Source organism: Vibrio sp. S17_S38, assembly GCF_014694375.1.
Taxonomy (GTDB): domain Bacteria; phylum Pseudomonadota; class Gammaproteobacteria; order Enterobacterales; family Vibrionaceae; genus Vibrio.
Map to the genome: position 1 here is coordinate 51,127 of NZ_JAAUWW010000012.1, position 21,923 is coordinate 73,049.

Consider the following 21,923-nt stretch of genomic DNA (forward strand, 5'->3'; position numbering starts at 1 on the left):
AAATACTAATAGCTGATTTTTTAACCTAAGTTTCATTCGACTATTAATACTTCCTTTATTTAGTTAAAAATCCTGATCTTCAATGATTAAAATCAGTATTAACCAAATAAAATAGGCTCTGCACGAATATCATGCAGAACCTAGATTTTAGCTACGTATTACTTAGCAATTTTATAAAGATCTTTCGAGTAGATATTATCTTGCGCATTAGCTTTTGGGTAACCGCCAATAAGAGGATTCACCTGACGAACCGCAACATATTGATAAATCGGTGCGAATGGCATATCAGTCGCAAGCATCGTTTCTGCTTTTTGATAATAACTATTACGTGATTTTTCATCCGTTGAAGCCAATGCATCTGTTAATGCTTTATCATAGGCTGGATTGTTGTAGAACATATCATTAGAACTATTGTCGCTACGTAATACGGATAAGAATGTTGAGGCTTCATTGTAATCGCCACACCAACCTGCACGCATCACATCATAATTACCTTCACGACGATTATCTAAGTAAGTTTTCCACTCTTGGTTTTCAATCGTAACATTCACACCAAGTGATTTTTTCCACATAGAAGCAACCGCAACTGCAAGTTTCTTGTGATTTTCAGAGGTGTTATAAAGCAAACTAAACGACAACGGGTTACTGTGGTCAAAGCCTGATTCTTTCAGCAATTCTTTTGCTTTTTCAATGCGCTCTTTTTGAGTCAATTTCGCATAATCAGGTAATGCAGCCGTAAATCCTGCGGTAACATCTGGAGTTAATGCGTAAGCTGGTTTTTGGCCTTGGCCTAGCAGGATTTTAGTGATCACATCACGGTCAATGGCATAAGATAAGGCTTCACGTACACGTCGATCATCGAATGGTTTTTTCTTAGTATTAAATCCGTAATAATAAGTACATAAGTAACCCGGGTTTTTAATCGTCTCTGGGTATTTTTGTTTCAAATGCTTGAACTGCTCATTCGGCACTTCATAAGTCATATCAACTTCGCCCGCAAGAAAACGATTCATTGCAGAGACTTGGTTTTCAATTGGTAGGTACGTTACTTGGTTAAGAACGGTATCTTTATTATCCCAATATTCAGTATTACGAACTAATACCATGCGCTCGTTCAATACCCATTTTTCTAATTTGAATGCACCGTTGCTGACCATGTTCTCAGGCTTAGTCCAGTTATCGCCATATTTTTCAACGACTTTTTGGTTAACTGGTACCATTGATGTGTGACCGGCCATTTGAACAAAATATGGCACAGGCGAATCAAGATTAACTTCTAATGTTCTGTCATCAATAGCTTTTACGCCAAGCTTAGATTTGTCCATTTTACCATTGATAATTGCTTCAGCATTTTTCATGGTTGCCATTTGAAGGTAAGTGGCATAAGGCGATGCAGTGGCAGGATCTACAGAACGTTGCCATGCGAAAACAAAATCACCCGCGGTAACAGGATCACCATTTGACCATTTAGCGTCTTTGCGCAGGTGGAAAATAAACGTTTTGTTATCTTTAGTTTCCCAGCTTTCAGCAACACCTGGAATAACATTGCCTTCTCCATCTTGAATCACAAGGCCTTCAAACATATCACGGATAACGTTAGCTTCTGGCACGCCTTCCACTTTTTGAGGGTCAATTGAAGCAACTTCTGTACCGTTATCTCTGACCAAAATTTGATCTTTGGCCAATTTCGTTCCAGCAGGAACTGTCGCCGCAAGAGAAGCGGCACTAAACATTAACCCAGCGGTTAACATTAAAGCTTGGGTGATTTTATTTTTATTCATTTTAACTCCATTTATGGTTTATATGCATCCGTGACATCTTCATACTAAGTTCAGCAGGCTTGACTAATAATTAATCACAATTGAACGTTATCATCTATTAGTTAGGAAATTTACCTTATAAAGATCCGATAACACTATCAATCTTTAACGTTAACAACCATAGATAATATTAAAAAATCCAACTTCATCGACACTTTTACTTTTTAGGAGAATTAAAATTCAATAAATCACATAATGATGGAGTATTCACCCAAAAAAATTAACATATGAAGCAAAATAACCAGAATAAATAATCAGAAAACAGGTTATTAAATAGCCGGAAAAAAGATAATACAACTCCAATGATGTAATTCCGCTAGCTTAATTTTTCATAGTTACAATTAAAGAAATGACAAGTTTTATCAAATATCGAGCCTCTACGATATTTATATGAAATGACAAAGTTTGGATAATTATTACTTCTAACTCGATTCAAAAAGAACACTTTTTACTTTGTTTCCCCTTTCCTATTCATCAACACTGAAATCGATGCGAGATAAATGATCTACGCAGCTTTCATCGCTCCTCTATTTTAGCGGTGGATTTAATCAAGGAATAGATAAGAGAAATGATATGAAGCGTTTCAACCTGACCGCCGTAGCAATATCTTTAGCTTTAGGTTCTACAGCCGTAAGTGCTGCCCCCGGAGCCCCAGCTTTAGATATGTACGGTTCAAAAAATTTACAATTTTCAAAAATTGACCTCGCAATGGAAACGACTGCTGGCTATAACAGCATGGTTCAATACCATGACAATGCTCAAGTAGACATAATATTTAATCAATACAGCGGCGATACTGGTAATACTTACAATATTTACTTTGATGGTAATGTTGTCGCATCAGGGCCAATCAATGGAAGCCAAACCAAAGCATCATTTACATACCCTAAAGGCGGTGTGTATCAAATGGTGATCGAAGCTTGCGATGAAACAGGTTGCACCAAATCAAAATCAGAAGCACTAACGATTGCAGATACCGATGGCTCACACTTAGCACCATTGGTAATGAATACCGACCCAAACAATAAGAGCTACAACACAGACAAAAATACAGTTGTAGGCACTTATTTCGTTGAATGGGGCATTTATGACCGTGGTTATACCGTCGATAACCTTCCCGTTGATAACTTAACCCATATCTTATACGGCTTCATCCCAATCTGTGGGCCAAATGAGTCACTAAAATCAGTAGGTGGTAATAGTTTTAATGCCCTACAAACAGCTTGCCAGGGCGTACCGGATTACAATGTTGTCGTTCATGACCCTTGGGCTGCATACCAAAAAAGCTTTGCACAAGCTGGACAAAATTATGATTCACCAATAAAGGGAAACTTCGGGATGTTAATGGCGCTCAAACAGCGTAATCCCGATCTTAAAATTATCCCATCGGTTGGTGGCTGGACTCTTTCTGATCCTTTCTTTTCTTTCACCGACAAATCCAAACGCGATATTTTTGTCGCTTCAGTTAAAAAATTCTTAACCACTTGGAAGTTCTTTGATGGTGTCGATATTGACTGGGAATTCCCCGGTGGTGATGGTGAAAATGCCAACTTAGGTGACCCACAAAAAGATGGGCCAGCTTACGTTACACTAATGCAAGAACTCCGTGCGATGTTGGATCAGCTTGAAGCTGATACCGGCAGAGAATATGAGTTAACTTCTGCTATTGGTGCAGGCTACGACAAAATAGAAGATGTCAATTATGGCCAAGCCTCCCAATATATGGATTATATCTTTGCCATGACTTACGATTTCTACGGTGGTTGGAATAATGCCCCTGGACATCAAACTGGCCTTTATTGTGGTAGCTTTATGTTACCTGGCCAATGTGATGGCACAGGTATTGATGCGGAAGGTAAGCCATTTAAAGGCCCCGCTTATACCGTGGATAACGCCATTACTGCACTACTAGCTCAAGGCGTCCCGGCTAATAAATTAGTAGCGGGTGCCGCTATGTATGGTCGTGGTTGGGATGGCGTTATGCCTTCAAGCTTAACTGATCCAAACGATCCAATGACAGGCACAGGTAGTGGCAAATTTTCTGGCTCAAAAGCACAAGGTGTGTGGGAAGCTGGCATCATCGATTATAAAGGTCTGAAAGACAATATGGTTGGACCCAATGGTCAAGGGATCAATGGCTATGAAGTCGGTTATGATGAGCAAGCTGAAGCCGCTTGGGTATGGAACCGCTCTAACGGAAAATTGTTAACTTATGATAGCCCTCGCTCAGTAATCGCTAAAGGTCAATACGCTCGTAGCCTAGGCCTAGCTGGTTTATTCTCATGGGAAATTGATGCCGATAATGGCGATATACTTAATGCCATGCATGAAGGCTTATCGGGCGAAGCATCCAATCATGCACCAACAGCAAGTGCAGGTATGGATAAAGTAGTCGTTGGCCCTACCTCGGTCACTCTAGATGGTTCTAAATCAAGTGATAAAGGTGGTTCAATTGCCTCTTATGCTTGGACACAAACCTCTGGTACAGCAGTAAACCTAACCAATGCTAATAGTGCTAAAGCCAGCTTTAATATACAAGAAGTGACAGAGTCACAAACTCTTATTTTCTCATTAACAGTGACCGATAACGAAGGTACAACAGCAAGCGATACGGTAGTAATAACAGTAAACCCTGTTGATGTTCCTGTAGACAATACCGCGCCAGTTGCAGCAATAACCGCTCCAGAGCAAGTGCAAGCAGGCGATACGGTTGTAGTTGACGCTTCGGGTTCTTCGGATACTGAAGGTGATTCGCTCACTTACACTTGGACACTACCAACCGGTATTTCAGGAACAGGTTCTAGCATCAACTTCGTAGCGGGTGAATACGATGTAGATACCACCTTGAACTTTACCGTTACGGTTAGCGATGGAGAGTTGTCTAGCTCAACTTCGACCTCTGTTGTGATATTGAAAACCACTGGTACGGTAGAGCCAGATCCAACTTGTGATAATGAATGGGATACGGCTGCGGTTTATTCGGGCGGTGATCAAGTCACATCTGGTGGAACACTCTATGAAGCAAAATGGTGGACAACCGGTGAAAATCCATCTCAAACAGGTGAATGGGGTGTCTGGAAAAACCTTGGTGCTGCAAGTTGCAACTAAAGTACCCGAGATAATCGACTAACAAGTCGTTAATATACAAATTGTTAATACGATTATTTGCAAAATTAACACAACGAAAAAGCCTCTGGGATTAAACAACCAGAGGCTTTCATTTACTCAGTTTTAAGCAAGATTCACTAGTCTATCTTTTATTTTATCCAACGTTCAGCAGCTTTAGCATCACAATCTCGTGACTCTAACCAGCGAACACCATCGCCTGTGCGTTCTTTTTTCCAAAATGGCGCTTGTGTTTTTAAGTAATCCATCACAAATTCACATGCTTCAAATGCCGCATTACGATGTGCACTTGATACACCCACAAATACAATTTGATCACCTAAATCTAAATCACCCACACGATGGATCACTCGGATTTTCAATAACGGCCAACGTTGTTTGGCTTGTTCACAAATATTAATCAATGAGCGCTCTGTCATGCCTGGATAATGCTCCAAACTCAAACCTGTAACATTATCGCCTAAATTCATATCTCGGACTTTACCAACAAACGTTACGACCGCGCCCGCTTGAGTTCCTTGAGCCAACTGAGCGTATTCCTCGCCAACATCAAAATCGTCATAAGGCACTGAAACCATTTCAAATGAGTTCAAATCACTCATACTAACCTCCGGTCACCGGTGGAAAAAAGGCCACTTCATCACCCGATCTCACCAACGTTTCCATCGAAACCATATCTTGATTTATCGCGACTAACAGCTTACCTGCTTGTAGCGCTTGTTGCCACTGCCCACCCTTTCGACAAAGCTGTTCACGCAACGCATCAGCAGTAATATTATTGGTATCGACATTAATACTGTCTTCACCAATTTGCTCACGAGTTTGAGCAAAAAATAATACTTTAATCATATTAAAAACCTTATCTATAGCGCTTTGAAATGACCAGATTTTCCACCGGTTTTTTCAAGTAAACGGACATTACCAATGACCATGTCTTTTTGTACTGCTTTACACATATCATAGATTGTTAATGCGGCAACTGATGCGGCGGTTAAGGCTTCCATCTCCACGCCAGTTTTACCGGTAAGTTTGCACAAAGATTCAATTCGCACTTGGTTAGTTTCTGGTAGTGCTTGTAAATGCACCTCTACTTTGGTCAACAATAAAGGATGACACAGCGGGATCAAATCCCACGTTTTTTTTGCTGCTTGGATCCCAGCAATACGCGCCGTCGCAAAAACATCGCCCTTATGATGATCACCCGAAACAATTAGCTGTAATGTCTCTGCTGACATGCTCACCCATGCTTCTGCGCGGGCTTCGCGAACCGTTTCTTGCTTGGCAGAGACATCCACCATATTCGCTTCACCTGAAGCATTAATGTGTGTAAGTTTTTCCACGTTAAAATTCCTGTCGCAACACTCATATTGAACCATTACTTAACGGTAAAATATGAGCGTGAAAATATAGAGAAAAAGAAGAGTAGATTTATCCACCGATGGAGGCTAAATGAGGCGTCATACCAGTATTACCATCTTGTAAAAAATGGCTTACAGATTTGGTTTTCAGGGCGCCTTGAATTCGCTCAATCAAAGCCCCCTCTTGCTGATCTTGTTCAAGCAAATCACGTAACTCCACACCATGTTCGCCAAACAAGCACAAGTGTAGTTTACCCGTTGCTGAAATTCGAAGGCGGTTACAGGTTTCACAAAAGCCTTTCTCATACGGCATGATGAGACCTATTTCACCAAGGTAATCAGGATGAACAAATACTTGCGCAGGACCGTCATTGGCTTCTTTAATTTTTAGTAACCAACCATTCGCAATCAAGTGATTACGGATACTAACACCAGATTGATGTTGCTCTTTAAACAAGGTATCCATCTCACCGGTTTGCATCAATTCTATGAAACGTAATTGAATCGGCCTTGTTTTAATCCAATGAAGAAAACTCGGTAATGACTGGCCATTAAGTTGTTTAAGCAAAACCACATTAACCTTGACTTGCTGGTAACCGATTTCAAATGCTCGTTCAATACCATTCATCACATCATGGAATTTGTTTTCACCCGTAATTTGATGGAATAACTTAGGATCAAGACTATCGACACTCACATTAATATGAGTAAGACCAGCATCTTTCCATGCGTCAACTTGCTTTGCCATACGATAACCATTAGTGGTTGTCGCGACTTTATCAATGCCTTGAGTTTGAGCAACACTGCCAATAATATCGGTAAAATCTTTGCGTAGGCTCGGCTCACCACCAGTTAAACGGACTTTTGTAGTCCCACAATCAGCAAACGCTTTAACAACACGTTTGATCTCAGATTGATTTAAAAAAGATGAATTTTTACGGCCAGTTGGATGATACCCATCCGGTAAGCAATAGGTACATTTGAAATTACAGACGTCAGTAATCGACAGACGCAAGTAATAAAACTTACGCTGAAAATTATCGACAAATTCCGCAGAACCTGAAGTCGGAGAGTCCCAAAAACCCTCCTTTTCTTGAGGAGTATATAGATTCACTAATTGGGTCACGAAACACCTTTCCAAATACGGGAGGAATGCTCATTTCTAAACAAACCCTGGTGACAATTATTGTCACTGGCTTTAAAAACCTATCCAGCTTTCATTATTCGGATGACGTTAACGACATTGATCAAATAAAGAATGAACTTAGTGATTAAAGCTCGGAGTTATGACATAACAATCGAAGCTTCATTACTGAATAATCGATTGGTAAGAATATTAATAAAGTCTACGCAAGAAACGTGATTTTTTCCATACCCATTTCAGGCTAAGACCGTTATATTTAGTAATCCAAATCAAAGAAACGCGAATAAATAGTAAGTTCATACTTAAAGCTGTTGAGATAAGTGGACATAGTCAACAAATCTGCGGCTTCAAGTAAGATAAGTATAATTTACGTTATTGTTTTAATTAGGTACTACTTCACATAAGAACTTTTCTATGACTATTCATAAAAAAAACAAAGTTGTCGCTATTGGTGGTGGGCATGGCTTAGGCCGAATACTAGCCGCCTTAAAAGATTTTGGGGCCAACGCTACGGGTATTGTTGCCACAACCGATAATGGCGGCTCAACTGGTCGCATCCGACAATGCCAAGGCGGAATAGCTTGGGGCGATACACGTAACTGCATTAATCAGTTAATCACAGAGCCGACAACAAGCTCAATGATGTTTGAATATCGCTTTCGTGGAGCGGGAGAACTCAATGGGCATAATTTAGGCAACCTGATGCTAACAGCCCTAGATAACCTGTCTATTCGACCTCTTGAAGCGATTAATTTGATCCGAGACATGTTGCAAGTTGAAGTTAATATCGTACCAATGTCGGAACACCCAGCCGATCTCACTGCTCTTTCAATCTCAGGTAAATGGGTTCGAGGTGAAACTAACGTCGATGATATGTCGGAACCTTTGCAACGATTGTATGTAGAGCCTGAAGTCCCTGCGACAGATGAGGGCATTCAGGCAATCCAAGAAGCCGATTGCATTATTCTTGGCCCTGGAAGTTTTCTAACTAGTATAATGCCTCCATTATTACTGCCAGAATTAGGCAAAGCGATTGCTGAACGAACCCAAGCCAAAGTGGTCTTTATCGATAATCTCGATAATGAATATGGGCCTGCGGGTATGATGACTCTCGAAAAAAGACTCCAATGGTGTCAAAGAGCTTGCGGTGGACGAAAGGTGGATATTCTACTAGGTGAAAACTTTAGCGATGAACTCAAAGCGAATTATCAATGTATTGAAGTGAATTTAGCATCACCAAATCACGAATGGCGGCACGATCGTAAGAAATTACAGCAGGAAATTGAGAAAATCATTTTGCAATAAACGAACTTCCGGACACAGTATAAACATCGTGACTCACATCCATGTGAACACGATGTTTACGGTCATTAACTATTAGCAATGAACTGAGCTCTTAATTTTTCAATATCATCACGTTTATGTGCTGCTTGTTCAAACTCTAAGTTCTGAGCATGCTGGTACATTTCATTTTCAAGCTTGCTAATTTGCTTCTCTAATTGTTGCGGTGACAAGGCTTTATATTCAGCGGCTTGTTCCGCCACTTTCGACAATGAAATAACGTTACTGGCTTTTTTGCCTTTACGCGTCCCTACATGACTTAGCTCCATAATATCTTGGATGCTTTTCTTCAACGCTTGGGGAGTTGCACCAATCGATTCATTGTAATCATGCTGTTTCGCACGGCGGCGCTCCGTTTCATCAATCGCTTTCTTCATTGATTTAGTAATAGAATCACCATACAAAATCGCCTTACCTTGTAAATTACGGGCAGCGCGGCCAATGGTTTGGATCAAAGATCGCTCTGAGCGTAAAAAGCCTTCTTTATCTGCATCCAAAATGGCGACTAAAGATACTTCTGGCATATCTAAGCCTTCTCGCAACAAGTTAATACCGACGAGAACATCAAACTCCCCGAGACGCAGATCTCGGATAATCTCCACTCGCTCAACAGTATCAATATCAGAATGAAGATAACGTACTTTGACATCATGTTCGGTCAAGTATTCAGTTAAGTCTTCCGCCATACGTTTGGTCAATGTCGTCACTAGAACACGCTCATTTACCGACACACGTTTGTGAATTTCCGATAATAAATCATCCACTTGAGTTGCAACGGGGCGAACTTCAATTTCAGGATCGAGTAATCCGGTTGGACGAACTACTTGTTCAGCCACATCACCATCTGACTTATCTAATTCATATTGGCTTGGTGTGGCTGACACATAAATGGTTTGCGGCGCTAGTGCTTCAAATTCTTCAAAGCGCAGTGGACGATTATCTAATGCGGAAGGTAGGCGAAAGCCAAATTCGACTAATGTTTCCTTGCGCGAACGGTCTCCTTTATACATCGCGCCAATTTGTGGCACGGTGACGTGAGATTCATCGATGATCAATAAACCATCTTTTGGCAGGTAATCAAATAAGGTTGGAGGCGGCTCCCCCTCTTTACGTCCACTTAAATAACGTGAATAGTTTTCAATACCAGAGCAAAAACCAATTTCATTCATCATTTCAATATCAAACTGGGTGCGCTGAGTGATGCGCTGATCTTCCACCAACTTATTATTTTCTCGTAAATACTTTTGGCGATCGACTAACTCAATTTTAATCTCTTCTATCGCTTCTAAAATTTTCTCACGTGGCGTGACATAGTGCGTTTTCGGATAAATAGTCGCACGCGCCATATCTCGTTGTTTAATCGCGCCGGTAAGTGGGTCAAAAATACTAATGCATTCCACTTCTTCATCAAACATTTCAATACGTACTGCATCATTCTCTGAATCTGCTGGAAATACATCCACCACCTCACCACGTACACGAAAGTTACCACGCTCAAATATCATATCATTGCGAGTATATTGCAATTCAGCTAACCGACGGATGATATCTCTCTGATCGAGCATGTCTCCACGACGAATATGTAGCATCATTTTTAAGTAAGAATCCGGATCACCCAAGCCATAAATTGCGGATACAGAAGCGACAATGATGGCGTCTTTACGCTCTATTAAAGATTTGGTAGCCGATAACCTCATTTGTTCAATATGCGCGTTAACAGAAGAATCTTTTTCAATAAAAGTATCAGTAGTTGGCACGTAAGCCTCAGGCTGATAATAATCATAATAAGAGACAAAATATTCCACTGCATTGTGTGGGAAGAACGCTTTCATCTCACCATACAATTGAGCGGCTAATGTTTTATTCGGCGCTAATATAATCGTCGGTCTTTGTGCGTTGGCAATAACATTCGCCAGCGTAAAGGTTTTTCCAGAACCTGTTACACCTAATAAAGTTTGATGAGCTAGGCCTGAATCCAAACCTTCGGTTAACTGTTCAATTGCAGCAGGTTGATCACCAGCTGGTTGGTAAGCGGATTCTAGTTGATATAATTTACTCATAATGATCTCAATATGCTCAATAACCGTCTAGCAAAAAGTCTGGATGTCTACTTTAGCCAAACATAACTGGCTTGTGAATCATCTATTCTAAAAACACGCAATAATCTACTTAAAATTAGCAGAAAAACAGTGTACTTAGCTCTAGCGAAATACATTCCATTCTGATAATATTCTCGTCCCTCGCGATTCACCCTCGTTCAATTCTGCAATTTTTCATCCACTGGTTTTCCCCAAAAAAGAGCATTTAACGCACTTTTATTAACATCTTAATTTTTGAACATTTATTATCAACAGATCCAACCCATTAAAGATAAATTAAATTACCTATATATAACAGTGGTTTAATTTAAAATCACAAACAAAAATACCTCAATACAGCATTGTTCAATTATTTACCCAGAAATCATTCACACACTTATCCACAAATTTAGTGGATAAGTACAGCCAGCCCTTGCCCAGCAATTGATGCCAAAAAGTAAAGCGAAAAAACATAAAATAAATAACTTTTTTAGCTCCTTACAGATTGACACCAAAATCTGCTATCTATAGAATCCTCCCCGTTAAATAATTCCCTGTTAGCTCAGTTGGTAGAACGGCGGACTGTTAATCCGTATGTCGCAAGTTCAAGTCTTGCACAGGGAGCCAAATCTTAGAAAAAGGCCGCATAAATTTGTTTATGCGGCCTTTTTCGTGTTTAAGCTTTATACAATTTTGATAAAATACCTATTTTCTCTGCATAAATAACTTTAAAACCCTAAATACCTATTTTCAGTAGGTTGTTATTCGTGTCACAAATGACGATAATATCGGGATCACTTTCAACCTAATTGAGACGACATGACCGATTACCTTCTCTTGCTTGTTGGCACCGTCTTGGTCAACAATTTTGTACTCGTCAAATTTCTAGGTATCTGCCCATTTATGGGAGTATCCAAAAAACTCGAAACCGCTATCGGAATGGGGCTCGCGACAACATTTGTACTAACTCTTGCTTCGGTATGCTCTTATTTAGTTCAGTCCTATATTCTCCGTCCATTAGGCATTGAATACTTACAGACGATGAGCTTTATCTTGGTTATCGCCTTTGTAGTGCAGTTTACTGAAATGGTGGTACATAAAACCAGCCCAACACTTTATCGTTTATTAGGTATTTTCTTACCCTTAATCACTACTAACTGCGCCGTGTTAGGTGTCGCCTTATTAAATATCAATGAAAATCATAATTTTATCGAATCAATCATTTATGGTTTTGGCGCTGCGGTGGGTTTCTCACTTGTTTTGATATTATTTGCCTCAATGCGTGAACGAATTGCCGCAGCAGATGTTCCACTTCCATTTAAAGGAGCCTCAATTGCGATGATCACTGCAGGTTTAATGTCACTTGCCTTTATGGGCTTTACAGGCTTGGTGAAGTAATTAATGAGTACCATTGTTATAGCTATAGCCGCCATTGCTGCTTTGGCCGCTATTTTTGGCGTTATTTTAGGCTTTGCTTCTATTCGTTTTAAAGTAGAAGCCGATCCCATTGTCGATCAAATAGATAGTATCTTGCCTCAAACTCAATGCGGGCAATGCGGTTATCCTGGTTGCCGTCCATATGCTGAAGCGATTGCTAATGGCGATGCAATAACAAAGTGCCCTCCAGGTGGCCAAGCCGGAATTGAAAAACTAGCTAATTTAATGGGTGTGGATGTTCCATCTGAAGCTGGTGAAGTGGAGGAAGCCGTCAAAACAGTCGCATTTATCCATGAAGATATGTGTATTGGTTGCACTAAATGCATTCAAGCTTGCCCTGTTGATGCCATTGTTGGCGGCACTAAAGCCATGCACACTGTCATTAAAAGTGAATGTACTGGCTGTGATCTTTGTGTTGCGCCCTGCCCAACTGATTGTATTGAAATGATCCCAGTGGAAACCACGCCTGAAACTTGGAAGTGGAATTTAAATAGCATTCCCCTTATTACCGATTTAACACCTAATTCTGGTCAGAAAAATACCCAAGCACCTGATTCTGTTAACGCCAAATCAGAAACCGTGAATTGAAGGAAGTAGAATGTCGTCTTTAATTGAACAAATTCGTCACGGTCATATCTGGGATTTCCCCGGGGGCATCCACCCACCAGAAAATAAAGAACAATCTTCACATTCACCAATGTTCTATCCTGAGCTTGCGGACGAATTCGTTCTGCCACTCAAGCAACATATTGGCCGACCTGGTGATATCTGCGTCAATATTGGTGACCATGTGTTACGTGGTCAGCAACTTACTCAAGCCAACCTTGCTTTTATGGTACCTGTTCATGCACCAACCTCAGGTACGGTAATCGCAATAGAAAAGCGCATTATTGCTCATCCATCTGGTCTCTCTGATCTCTGTATTATCATAAAACCGGATGGTCTTGATGCTTGGATTGAAAAGAAAGCCATCCCCGATTATCAAAAAATTGATTCTGAAGTCTTGATCGAGAAAATTCGTCAATCGGGCATATCGGGTATGGGAGGAGCCGGTTTTCCAACAGCAAGGAAATTGCATACAGGCTTAGCCAAAACAAAAATATTAATTATCAATGCCGCCGAATGTGAACCCTACATCACGGCAGATGATCGCTTAATGCAAGACTTTGCTGATGAAATTATTCAAGGCGTTCAAGTCATTCAACATATTTTAAAGCCAGAAGTCACTATTATTGGCATTGAAGATAATAAAAAAGAAGCTATTGCAGCACTTGAACTGGCCGCCAAAGATGTCGATTTGGTGATCAGAGTGATCCCGACCAAATACCCATCTGGCGGCGCAAAGCAGTTAATTAAAGTATTGACCGGTCGTGAAGTCCCAAGCAAAGCACACTCAGCAGCCGTGGGTGTTCTGATGCAAAATGTAGGGACAGCCTTTGCCATAAAACGGGCTATCGTCGATGGTGAACCATTAATAGAACGAGTGGTAACTTTAACCGGAGATTCATTTGCTCAAAAAGGTAATGTATTTGCGCGTTTAGGTACGCCTATATCTTCTTTATTAGAGCAATTTGGTTATCAAGCAGAAAAGCGCCACCCTCGCTTAATTATGGGTGGTTCACTCATGGGCTTTACTCTGCCAAGTTCAAACGTTCCTATTACTAAAATCACAAACTGTATTTTAGCGCCAAAGCGTAAAGAATTGGCTCCACCATCACAAGAAATGGCTTGTATACGCTGTACCGCTTGCGCTGAAGTCTGCCCTGCATCATTGCTACCACAGCAATTGCAATGGTACGCCAAAGATCAAGACTATGAAAAATGTGAAGAATATCATTTATCTGATTGCATAGAATGTGGTGCTTGCGCCTACGTTTGCCCGAGTGATATTCCCTTGGTGCAGTATTATCGCCAAGCAAAATCTGAAATTTGGACTCGTAATCAAGAGGCCAAAGAAGCTGAACGCGCTAAACAACGCTTTGAAGAAAGGCAGCAACGTCTAGACCGAGATAAACAAGAACGTGAAAACCGGTTTAAACAAGCGGCAGATAAACGACGTGGAGAAATGAAGCAAACCGGTGGTGATGATGCTATTGCTGCTGCAATTGCCCGAGTAAAAGCGCAAAAATCGGCAGAAACAGCAGATAAAACGCCCGCAAAACCTGCTGTAGCTGCAGCCATTGCACGCGCAAAAGCAAAACAAGCCGAAGCAGTAAAATCAGGAAAAACTGAACCTGATAACAGTGAAATGATGAAACTACGTGAAGAACGAAAACATCAAGCACGAGAGAAAAAAGCTCAGCAACAGGCAGAAGCAGGATCTGAAAATAGAAATACGGTCGTTGAAGATCTAGCAGCACAAACTCCGGAAGCTACTGAGCAAAAACCAACACCTAAAAACGCAGCAGTTGCCGCAGCGGTTGCGCGAGCTAAAGCACGTAAAGCACAGCAAGAAACTGAAAACCAAGATGTTCAAGCGCAAAGCTCGCAAGAATCAATAGAAGAAGCAACACTAACGCCTAAAAACCCTGCAGTCGCCGCTGCCATTGCGCGAGCTAAAGCGCGTAAGGCACAACAAGAAACTGAAAACCAAGATGTTCAAGCGCAAAAATCGCAAAAAATAGCCGAAGACGTAACTCCGACACCTAAAAATCCTGCGGTCGCCGCTGCTATTGCGCGAGCTAAAGCTCGTAAAGTACAGCAAGAAACTGAAAATCAGGATGTTCAAACCCAAAGCTCGCAAGAAATAGCCGAAGACGTAACTCCGACACCTAAAAATCCTGCGGTCGCCGCTGCCATTGCGCGAGCTAAAGCGCGTAAGGCACAGCAAGAAACGGAAAATCAGGATGTTCAAGCCCAAAGCTCGCAAGAAATAGCCGAAGACGTAACTCCGACACCTAAAAATCCTGCGGTCGCCGCTGCTATTGCGCGAGCTAAAGCTCGTAAAGTACAGCAAGAAGCTGGAACCCAAAAATCTAATGCTGAAGAAATCGAACAGAAAAATAAGAACAATGAAGAATCTAGTAAAGATACTGACTTATCTCTTGATGATCTGTTTGATATACCGGTATTTATTGATAAAAATAATCAGGAGAAGAAGTAATGTCTTTCTTTATTGCTAGCTCCCCTCACGTTCATATAAAACGTAAAACATCCAATATCATGATGTGGGTTGCCATCTGTCTATTACCAGGGATTGCTGCTCAAACCTATTTCTTTGGTTATGGGGTATTAATTCAGGTGATATTTGCGATTATATTGGCGTGGGCATTTGAATCCACAACTATGATATTACGCAAACGATCTCCTTTTGCATCTTTAAAAGATAACAGCGCAATGGTAACCGGAATGCTATTAGCAGTCTCCATTCCACCGCTATCGCCTTGGTGGCTAATGGCGATTGGATTATTTTTTGCCATTGTCGTTAGCAAGCACCTTTACGGCGGAATTGGACAAAATTTATTTAATCCCGCAATGGCTGCTTATGTGGTATTGCTCATTTCATTTCCAATACAAATGACCAGTTGGGTTGCACCGGAAGTATTGAGCCACTTACATTTGCATTTTGATGATTGCTTAAAGCTTATTTTCACTGGCTATAATGGCGATGGGCTATCGTTGCTACAAGTTCGCACAGGTATTGATGGCGTAACGATGGCAACGCCTTTAGATGCGTTTAAAACATCCATGCGTGCAGGCCACACAGCGAGTGAAATTATGCAGCAAGCACCTTATTCTGGTTTACTCGGTATTGGGTGGCAGTGGGTTAATATCGCATTCTTATTGGGTGGACTAATGTTACTCAAAATGCGCATCATACAGTGGCAAATACCGACAGCAGTATTGACAAGTTTATTAGCCATAAGCATATTCACTAGTCTATTTGCACCAGAAACAACGGCAAGTCCAATACTGCAACTATTTTCTGGTGCCACCATGCTGTGTGCATTTTTCATCGCAACGGATCCTATTACCGCTTCAACGACCACCAAAGGTCGCTTGTTCTACGGTGCTTTTATTGGTTTAGTGATCTTTTTAATTCGCTCTTGGGGTGGTTTTCCTGATGGTGTGGCTTTTGCAATATTACTCGCAAATATGGCCGTCCCGCTGATCGATTATTATACTAAGCCACGCACTTACGGGCATGAGAGGTAAAAACTATGCTTAATGCCATGAAAAAAAATGGAGCGATCCTTGCTGTTTTTGCTATTGCCACTACTGCGTTAGTGGCTGTAACCAATTGGGTAACAGCTGATACTATCAAGCAACAGCAACAGATGCAGTTACAGCAAACACTCAGCCAAGTTGTGCCGCAAGCGATGCATGACAATTTACTCTTTTCATCTTGTATGTTACTACCTTCACAAACCACGGTTACCTCAAAGTCTTTACCTGCTTATCTAGCAACAAAAGAAGGAAAACCAACGGCTATTGCGATCGAAACCTACGCGCCTGATGGCTATAATGGTGCTATTAAGATCATCGTTGGAATCGATATCAATGGCGTAGTCATTAGCACTCGAGTACTGGAACATAAAGAAACTCCAGGGCTTGGAGATAAAATTGAAGTGCGTAAAGGCAATTGGATTTTTAGCTTTGATCATAAAACGATCACCTCTGACAACCAATCAGAATGGGCGGTTCGTAAAGATGGCGGTCAATTTGATCAATTTACTGGTGCAACAATTACACCAAGAGCAGTAGTAAAAGCAGTTAAAAATACCGTGATTTATTTTAAAGAAAACAAAAGCACAATTCTAAACCAACCTTTAAATTGTGGGGATTAAGATGTCTGAGATCAATACAGAGATAACAGAAGATACCACTACCGAACCTTCAACTTCAGAACTATCTGTTTCAGAACAAAAACAACTCATGAAGAATGGTCTATGGGATAATAATGCGGCATTAGTACAGTTGCTTGGTTTATGTCCATTACTCGCCGTATCTTCCACGGTTACCAATGCTCTGGGTTTAGGGCTAGCAACTATGTTCGTTCTAATTTGTACTAATACCATTGTCTCTTTAGTAAGAAATCACGTACCAAAAGATGTCCGAATCCCCATCTTTGTGATGATCATTGCAGCCGTCGTGACATGTGTGCAGTTATTAATGAGCGCTTATGCCTATGGGTTATACCTTTCGCTCGGCATCTTTATTCCATTAATCGTAACTAACTGTGTGATCATCGGCCGCGCTGAAGCGTATGCCTCAAAAAACAGCCCCAAAAATGCCGCATTAGATGGTTTTTGGATGGGTCTCGGCATGCTGGCTGTGCTGACTTTATTAGGAGCATTACGAGAAATTATCGGTAAGGGCACATTATTTGACGGTGCCGATCTACTTCTTGGTCATTGGGCTTTAGCATTACGAATAGAACTTTTCCATACCGACAACAGCTTCTTATTAGCACTACTTCCACCAGGGGCATTTATTGGTGTTGGATTTTTAATTGCGTTAAAACAAGTGATTGATAAAAATATTGCCCTGCGTCAGCCGAAAGTGGAAAAACCAACGATTGCTCGCGCCCGCGTCACTAAAGTTTGATAGGTCATTAATGAATAATGAAAAACGTAGGATCATACTTGAGCGGTTACGAGAAGATAATCCAACCCCTCAAACTGAACTAAATTGGTCATCACCTTTTGAGTTATTAATTGCAGTATTATTATCCGCTCAAGCAACTGATGTTAGCGTCAACAAAGCAACGGATAAACTCTACCCTATCGCCAATACGCCTGAAACAATTTTGGCACTGGGGGTGGATGGATTAAAGCAATACATCAAAACGATTGGTTTGTTTAACTCCAAAGCTGAAAACACCATTAAAACCTGTAAAATGTTAATTGATTTACATGACAGCCAAGTACCTGAAGACCGAGCAGCATTAGAGGCACTACCTGGTGTGGGTCGAAAAACAGCGAATGTAGTTCTTAATACTGCATTTGGCTGGCCGACAATAGCAGTCGATACTCATATTTACCGTGTATCAAATCGAACGAAACTTGCGATGGGAAAAACCGTTGATGATGTTGAACAAAAGCTACTCAAAGTTATTCCAAAAGAATTTAAGCTTGATGTTCATCACTGGTTAATTTTACATGGCCGTTATACTTGCGTAGCCCGTAAACCAAGATGCGGAAGTTGTATTATCGAAGATCTGTGTGAGTTTTCAGACAAAACTGAATACTAATAACAACAAAAACCATATCAATTCCAAAACTATAATGGAGCATACAATGTCGAATGGAAGAGTACTACACACCATGGTTCGCGTGGGTGACTTAGATAAATCAATCGAGTTCTATACTAATGTTTTAGGAATGAACTTATTACGTAAAAATGAAAATGCAGAGTACAAATATACTTTAGCTTTTGTAGGTTATGGTGATGAGTCTCAAGGCGCGGTAATCGAACTGACTTATAACTGGGATACCTCTGAGTATGATCTGGGAACTGGTTACGGGCACATCGCTTTAGGGTTTGATGATATTTATGCTACTTGCGACTCGATTAAAGCAGCCGGTGGTTTAGTTACTCGTGAGCCTGGCCCGGTAAAAGGAGGCACGACTCATATTGCTTTTGTTAAAGATCCCGATGGCTACATGATTGAGCTTATCCAACGTAGCCAGATGTCAGAAGGCCTACAAGGTTAACCTTCCGCTATATCACTTTTCAGTTAAAGAGCTTTTCGAAGCTCTTTTTTTATAATTACCTTATATCTTTTATTTTTTACAGACACCTAAGTTAGTAAACCGAAAAATGGGTGAAGTTCACTTTCTAATCTGTAATAATATGTGGCTAAATTCACGGATCAGAAAACCAATGACTGACAAAAATGAAGCTTTGACACTAAAAAATCGCTTTCGTGGTTATTTCCCGGTTGTTATCGATGTTGAAACAGCAGGGTTTAATTCACAAACTGATGCGCTTTTAGAAATTTGTGCTGTCACCTTAGCCATGGATGAGAATGGGGATCTTTATCCCGCGTCAACAATACAGTTTAACGTTACACCTTTTGAAGGCGCAAATCTTGAAAAGGAAGCGTTAGAATTTACTGGCATTCGAGATCCTTATAGCCCATTACGTGGTGCTGTAAGCGAAGCCGAAGCAATCAAAGAAATATTCAAATTAGTACGTAAAGAGCAAAAAGCAGCAAATTGTAGCCGTGCCATTATGGTCGCTCACAATGCCACTTTTGATCTGAACTTTGTTATGGCTGCGGCCGAGCGTAGCAAGCTAAAACGTATTCCATTTCACCCTTTTGCTACTTTTGATACCGCAGCATTAAGTGGTTTAGCGTATGGACAAACCGTCCTTGCTAAAGCATGTATTGCCGCAGGAATGGAATTTAATAATAAAGAGGCTCATTCTGCGCTCTATGATACTCAAGTTACCGCAGAGCTTTTTTGCAAAATAGTCAATAAATGGAAAGCTTTAGGTGGCTGGCCACTTGAAGTCACTGAATAATTTAAATTTAAACTAGAGAACTCTAATGAATCCTGTTGTTATTTCCGTCTGCTTAATGCTGATACTCTCACTATTTCGCGTTAATGTTGTAATAGCACTTACCTTAAGTGCCATTACGGGGGGCTTGCTTGCCCACCTTTCTCTTGATCAAACTATTTCGGCTTTTCAAGCTGGACTTGGTGATGGTGCAGAAATTGCATTAAGCTATGCTTTACTCGGTGCTTTTGCCGTTGCTTTAGCACAAACTGGTATTACTGATTTATTATCGAATGCTGTCATTAAACGTGTTCATGGTGAAACAAATCATAAAGCATCCTCTATTTTAAAATACGCAATCCTTTCAAGCTTACTGATTTTAGCTATTTTTTCACAAAACGTTATTCCTGTTCATATCGCTTTCATCCCAATTATTGTACCGCCTCTACTCTCTGCACTAAATAAAATGAACATTGATCGTCGAATGGTTGCTTGTGTGCTTACCTTCGGCCTAGTTACGCCTTATATGACTCTACCAATTGGCTTCGGCGGCATCTTTTTAAATGATATTTTATTACCAGCATTAGTTAATAATGGACTAACTACCGCGACAGCCAGCCAAATACCAACCGCAATGCTTATTCCGGCTTGTGGTATGATTTTTGGCTTATTAGTCAGTGTATTTATTACCTACCGCAAACCTCGTCAATACCAAGAAGTAGCCGCACCGCTAGAAGCACAACAACAAAATGGCATTGATAAAAAAGCCGTTATTATTGCCGTATTTAGTATCGTTGCAACGCTATCAGCTCAGCTTTACTCAGGCTCTATGATCGTAGGTGCTTTAGTCGGTTTCATTATTCTATCTTTTGGTAAACCTTTTCAGACAAGCCAAGATAGTTTTACTCGTGGCGTACAAATGATGGCAATGATTGGCTTTATTATGATCTCAGCCAATGGTTTTGCCAGTGTAATGAAAGCGACTGGCGGCGTTGAAACTTTAGTTCTGTTTTTACAAACCAGCATGAGTGGGCATCAAGGCATTGCAGCGTTAGCTATGTTAATAGTGGGCTTGCTAATTACAATGGGTATTGGTTCTTCTTTTTCAACCATTCCTATTATCGCCACTATTTATGTACCGCTTGCACTATCATTTGGCTTCTCACCAGCGGCAACGATTGCTCTAGTCGGCACAGCTGCTGCATTAGGCGACGCAGGTTCACCTGCATCGGACTCAACCTTAGGACCAACATCTGGTTTAAATGCAGATGGTCAGCATGATCATATCAAGGACTCTGTTATTCCAACGTTCATCCATTACAATTTACCATTAATTGTATTTGGCTGGATCGCCGCTATGGTTCTGTAAATCACAAAAAACTATATCGATTCAAACCTAAAAAATACCGCACTTTATAAATTTTAGAGTGCGGTATTTTTGTGTAAATTCGATTTTTATAATCGTTGATACCATCAAACTTAGTATTGCCACTAAATATATTTCTTAATTTCTAGTAGACTAGATTTAATCGAGTCATAGAAAATAGGTATCGAATAATAGCGACGATTAGACTCCAACACTAAGCTAGGAAATGAATGCGCTCCTAACGTTTGACAAAAAGACAATTGGCGCTGGAATTCAATTTCAACTCTTTGACTAGATAAATCTTTCTGAAATACGTCTAACTTTAAACCCAACTCTTGTGCGAGTAATACATGAGTCTTAGTCAGATGGGGTTCCATTGCTCTTAAGTAATAGGCTTCCTGAATAGCACTAACCATCGCTTTGCCTTGATCCTGGAACTGTGCAGCGATTACGGCCCTACAAGCTGAATATGTGGTTCGAACTGGCTGACATTGTGTCCAAAAATCATAATTGAAGGTTGTACCTAGCTGAGCTTCAATCCTACGCCACGTTTGCTCAAGCATATTTTTCATTTCAGTTGGCATAGGTGTTACGCTATCTGGCGCTAAGCCACCTAAAATATATTCAACCTTGATATTATCAGGAAGCAATTCTTGTAGTTGCTGCCAAGCTGGCTTAAACCCCCAACACCAACTGCACATTGGGTCGTGCACATAATATAATGTAGTTGCCATATTCAATCTCTTAATCCAAATTACTCAGTCCAAAAAAAAGAGCCCTCAGGCTCTTTATAATATTAAAAACTTA

Annotated in this window: 19 protein-coding genes, 1 tRNA gene and 1 riboswitch; of the genes, 13 read left to right on the forward strand and 7 right to left on the reverse strand. The window is 40.7% G+C overall.

The features are described from left to right. Positions 1-158 precede the first annotated feature (158 nt). Positions 159-1,781, reverse strand: coding sequence for an ABC transporter substrate-binding protein (locus tag HC725_RS10735; protein ID WP_190331814.1), 1,623 nt, complete (start codon positions 1,779-1,781; stop codon positions 159-161). 612 nt (positions 1,782-2,393) lie between these two features. Here HC725_RS10735 and HC725_RS10740 point away from each other — a divergent pair. Beyond that, entirely contained in the window at positions 2,394-4,928 is a 2,535-nt protein-coding gene (locus HC725_RS10740; protein WP_190331815.1) for a glycosyl hydrolase family 18 protein, read from the forward strand. A gap of 149 nt (positions 4,929-5,077) precedes the next feature. Here the strand turns inward: HC725_RS10740 and moaE are convergent, their stop codons facing one another. The 4 genes from moaE to moaA form a co-directional block, all read right to left on the reverse strand. Further along, on the reverse strand, positions 5,078-5,548 hold the full coding sequence (moaE, locus tag HC725_RS10745; RefSeq protein ID WP_190331816.1) for a molybdopterin synthase catalytic subunit MoaE: 471 nt from the start codon (positions 5,546-5,548) through the stop codon (positions 5,078-5,080). Between the two features lies 1 nt (position 5,549). Further along, the gene (gene moaD, locus HC725_RS10750; RefSeq protein ID WP_190331817.1) at positions 5,550-5,795 is read right to left on the reverse strand and encodes a molybdopterin synthase sulfur carrier subunit; all 246 of its coding nucleotides are present in this window, start codon (positions 5,793-5,795) and stop codon (positions 5,550-5,552) included. A 14-nt stretch (positions 5,796-5,809) separates the two neighbouring features. Next, positions 5,810-6,286, reverse strand: coding sequence for a cyclic pyranopterin monophosphate synthase MoaC (moaC, locus tag HC725_RS10755; RefSeq protein WP_190331818.1), 477 nt, complete (start codon positions 6,284-6,286; stop codon positions 5,810-5,812). An 88-nt stretch (positions 6,287-6,374) separates the two neighbouring features. Continuing rightward, a complete protein-coding gene (moaA, locus tag HC725_RS10760; RefSeq protein WP_190331819.1) occupies positions 6,375-7,430 on the reverse strand; it encodes a GTP 3',8-cyclase MoaA in 1,056 nt (351 codons plus the stop codon). Next, positions 7,419-7,600, reverse strand: a riboswitch (molybdenum cofactor riboswitch). It overlaps the preceding gene by 12 nt. A 262-nt stretch (positions 7,601-7,862) precedes the next feature. Here moaA and HC725_RS10765 point away from each other — a divergent pair. Continuing rightward, entirely contained in the window at positions 7,863-8,753 is an 891-nt protein-coding gene (locus HC725_RS10765) for a YvcK family protein (protein WP_190331820.1), read from the forward strand. A gap of 65 nt (positions 8,754-8,818) precedes the next feature. Here HC725_RS10765 and uvrB read toward each other — a convergent pair whose 3' ends face one another. Continuing rightward, positions 8,819-10,849 (reverse strand): excinuclease ABC subunit UvrB, encoded by a 2,031-nt coding sequence (gene uvrB / locus HC725_RS10770; protein ID WP_190331821.1) that lies wholly within the window; start codon positions 10,847-10,849, stop codon positions 8,819-8,821. Between the two features lie 569 nt (positions 10,850-11,418). Here uvrB and HC725_RS10775 point away from each other — a divergent pair. From HC725_RS10775 to HC725_RS10825, 11 genes are all read left to right on the forward strand, one after another. Then, positions 11,419-11,494, forward strand: a tRNA-Asn gene (locus tag HC725_RS10775). A gap of 192 nt (positions 11,495-11,686) precedes the next feature. Beyond that, positions 11,687-12,265 carry an electron transport complex subunit RsxA gene (gene rsxA / locus HC725_RS10780; protein WP_190331822.1) on the forward strand — a complete coding sequence of 193 codons (579 nt, stop codon included), beginning with the start codon at positions 11,687-11,689 and terminating at the stop codon, positions 12,263-12,265. Between the two features lie 3 nt (positions 12,266-12,268). Continuing rightward, positions 12,269-12,892 (forward strand): electron transport complex subunit RsxB, encoded by a 624-nt coding sequence (rsxB, locus tag HC725_RS10785; protein WP_190331823.1) that lies wholly within the window; start codon positions 12,269-12,271, stop codon positions 12,890-12,892. A gap of 10 nt (positions 12,893-12,902) precedes the next feature. Further along, positions 12,903-15,407 carry an electron transport complex subunit RsxC gene (gene rsxC, locus HC725_RS10790; RefSeq protein ID WP_190331824.1) on the forward strand — a complete coding sequence of 835 codons (2,505 nt, stop codon included), beginning with the start codon at positions 12,903-12,905 and terminating at the stop codon, positions 15,405-15,407. Continuing rightward, complete coding sequence (gene rsxD, locus HC725_RS10795) at positions 15,407-16,459, forward strand: electron transport complex subunit RsxD (RefSeq protein WP_190331825.1); 1,053 nt, start codon at positions 15,407-15,409, stop codon at positions 16,457-16,459. The genes rsxC and rsxD overlap by 1 nt, the downstream gene beginning before the upstream one ends. A 5-nt stretch (positions 16,460-16,464) precedes the next feature. Continuing rightward, positions 16,465-17,091 carry an electron transport complex subunit RsxG gene (gene rsxG / locus HC725_RS10800; RefSeq protein WP_190331826.1) on the forward strand — a complete coding sequence of 209 codons (627 nt, stop codon included), beginning with the start codon at positions 16,465-16,467 and terminating at the stop codon, positions 17,089-17,091. Between the two features lies 1 nt (position 17,092). Next, positions 17,093-17,851, forward strand: coding sequence for an electron transport complex subunit E (locus HC725_RS10805; RefSeq protein WP_190331827.1), 759 nt, complete (start codon positions 17,093-17,095; stop codon positions 17,849-17,851). A 10-nt stretch (positions 17,852-17,861) separates the two neighbouring features. After that, on the forward strand, positions 17,862-18,497 hold the full coding sequence (gene nth / locus HC725_RS10810) for an endonuclease III (protein WP_190331828.1): 636 nt from the start codon (positions 17,862-17,864) through the stop codon (positions 18,495-18,497). 46 nt (positions 18,498-18,543) lie between these two features. After that, positions 18,544-18,960: a lactoylglutathione lyase gene (gene gloA, locus HC725_RS10815; RefSeq protein WP_238928485.1), complete on the forward strand. Its 417-nt coding sequence runs from the start codon at positions 18,544-18,546 to the stop codon at positions 18,958-18,960. A 169-nt stretch (positions 18,961-19,129) separates the two neighbouring features. Beyond that, positions 19,130-19,774 carry a ribonuclease T gene (gene rnt, locus HC725_RS10820; protein WP_190331830.1) on the forward strand — a complete coding sequence of 215 codons (645 nt, stop codon included), beginning with the start codon at positions 19,130-19,132 and terminating at the stop codon, positions 19,772-19,774. A gap of 25 nt (positions 19,775-19,799) precedes the next feature. Further along, positions 19,800-21,119 (forward strand): Na+/H+ antiporter family protein, encoded by a 1,320-nt coding sequence (locus HC725_RS10825; protein ID WP_190331831.1) that lies wholly within the window; start codon positions 19,800-19,802, stop codon positions 21,117-21,119. 122 nt (positions 21,120-21,241) lie between these two features. On the opposite strand, the gene HC725_RS10830 is transcribed toward HC725_RS10825, so the two are convergent. Further along, positions 21,242-21,850, reverse strand: coding sequence for a DsbA family protein (locus tag HC725_RS10830; RefSeq protein ID WP_190331832.1), 609 nt, complete (start codon positions 21,848-21,850; stop codon positions 21,242-21,244). Between the last annotated feature and the right edge of the window lie 73 nt (positions 21,851-21,923).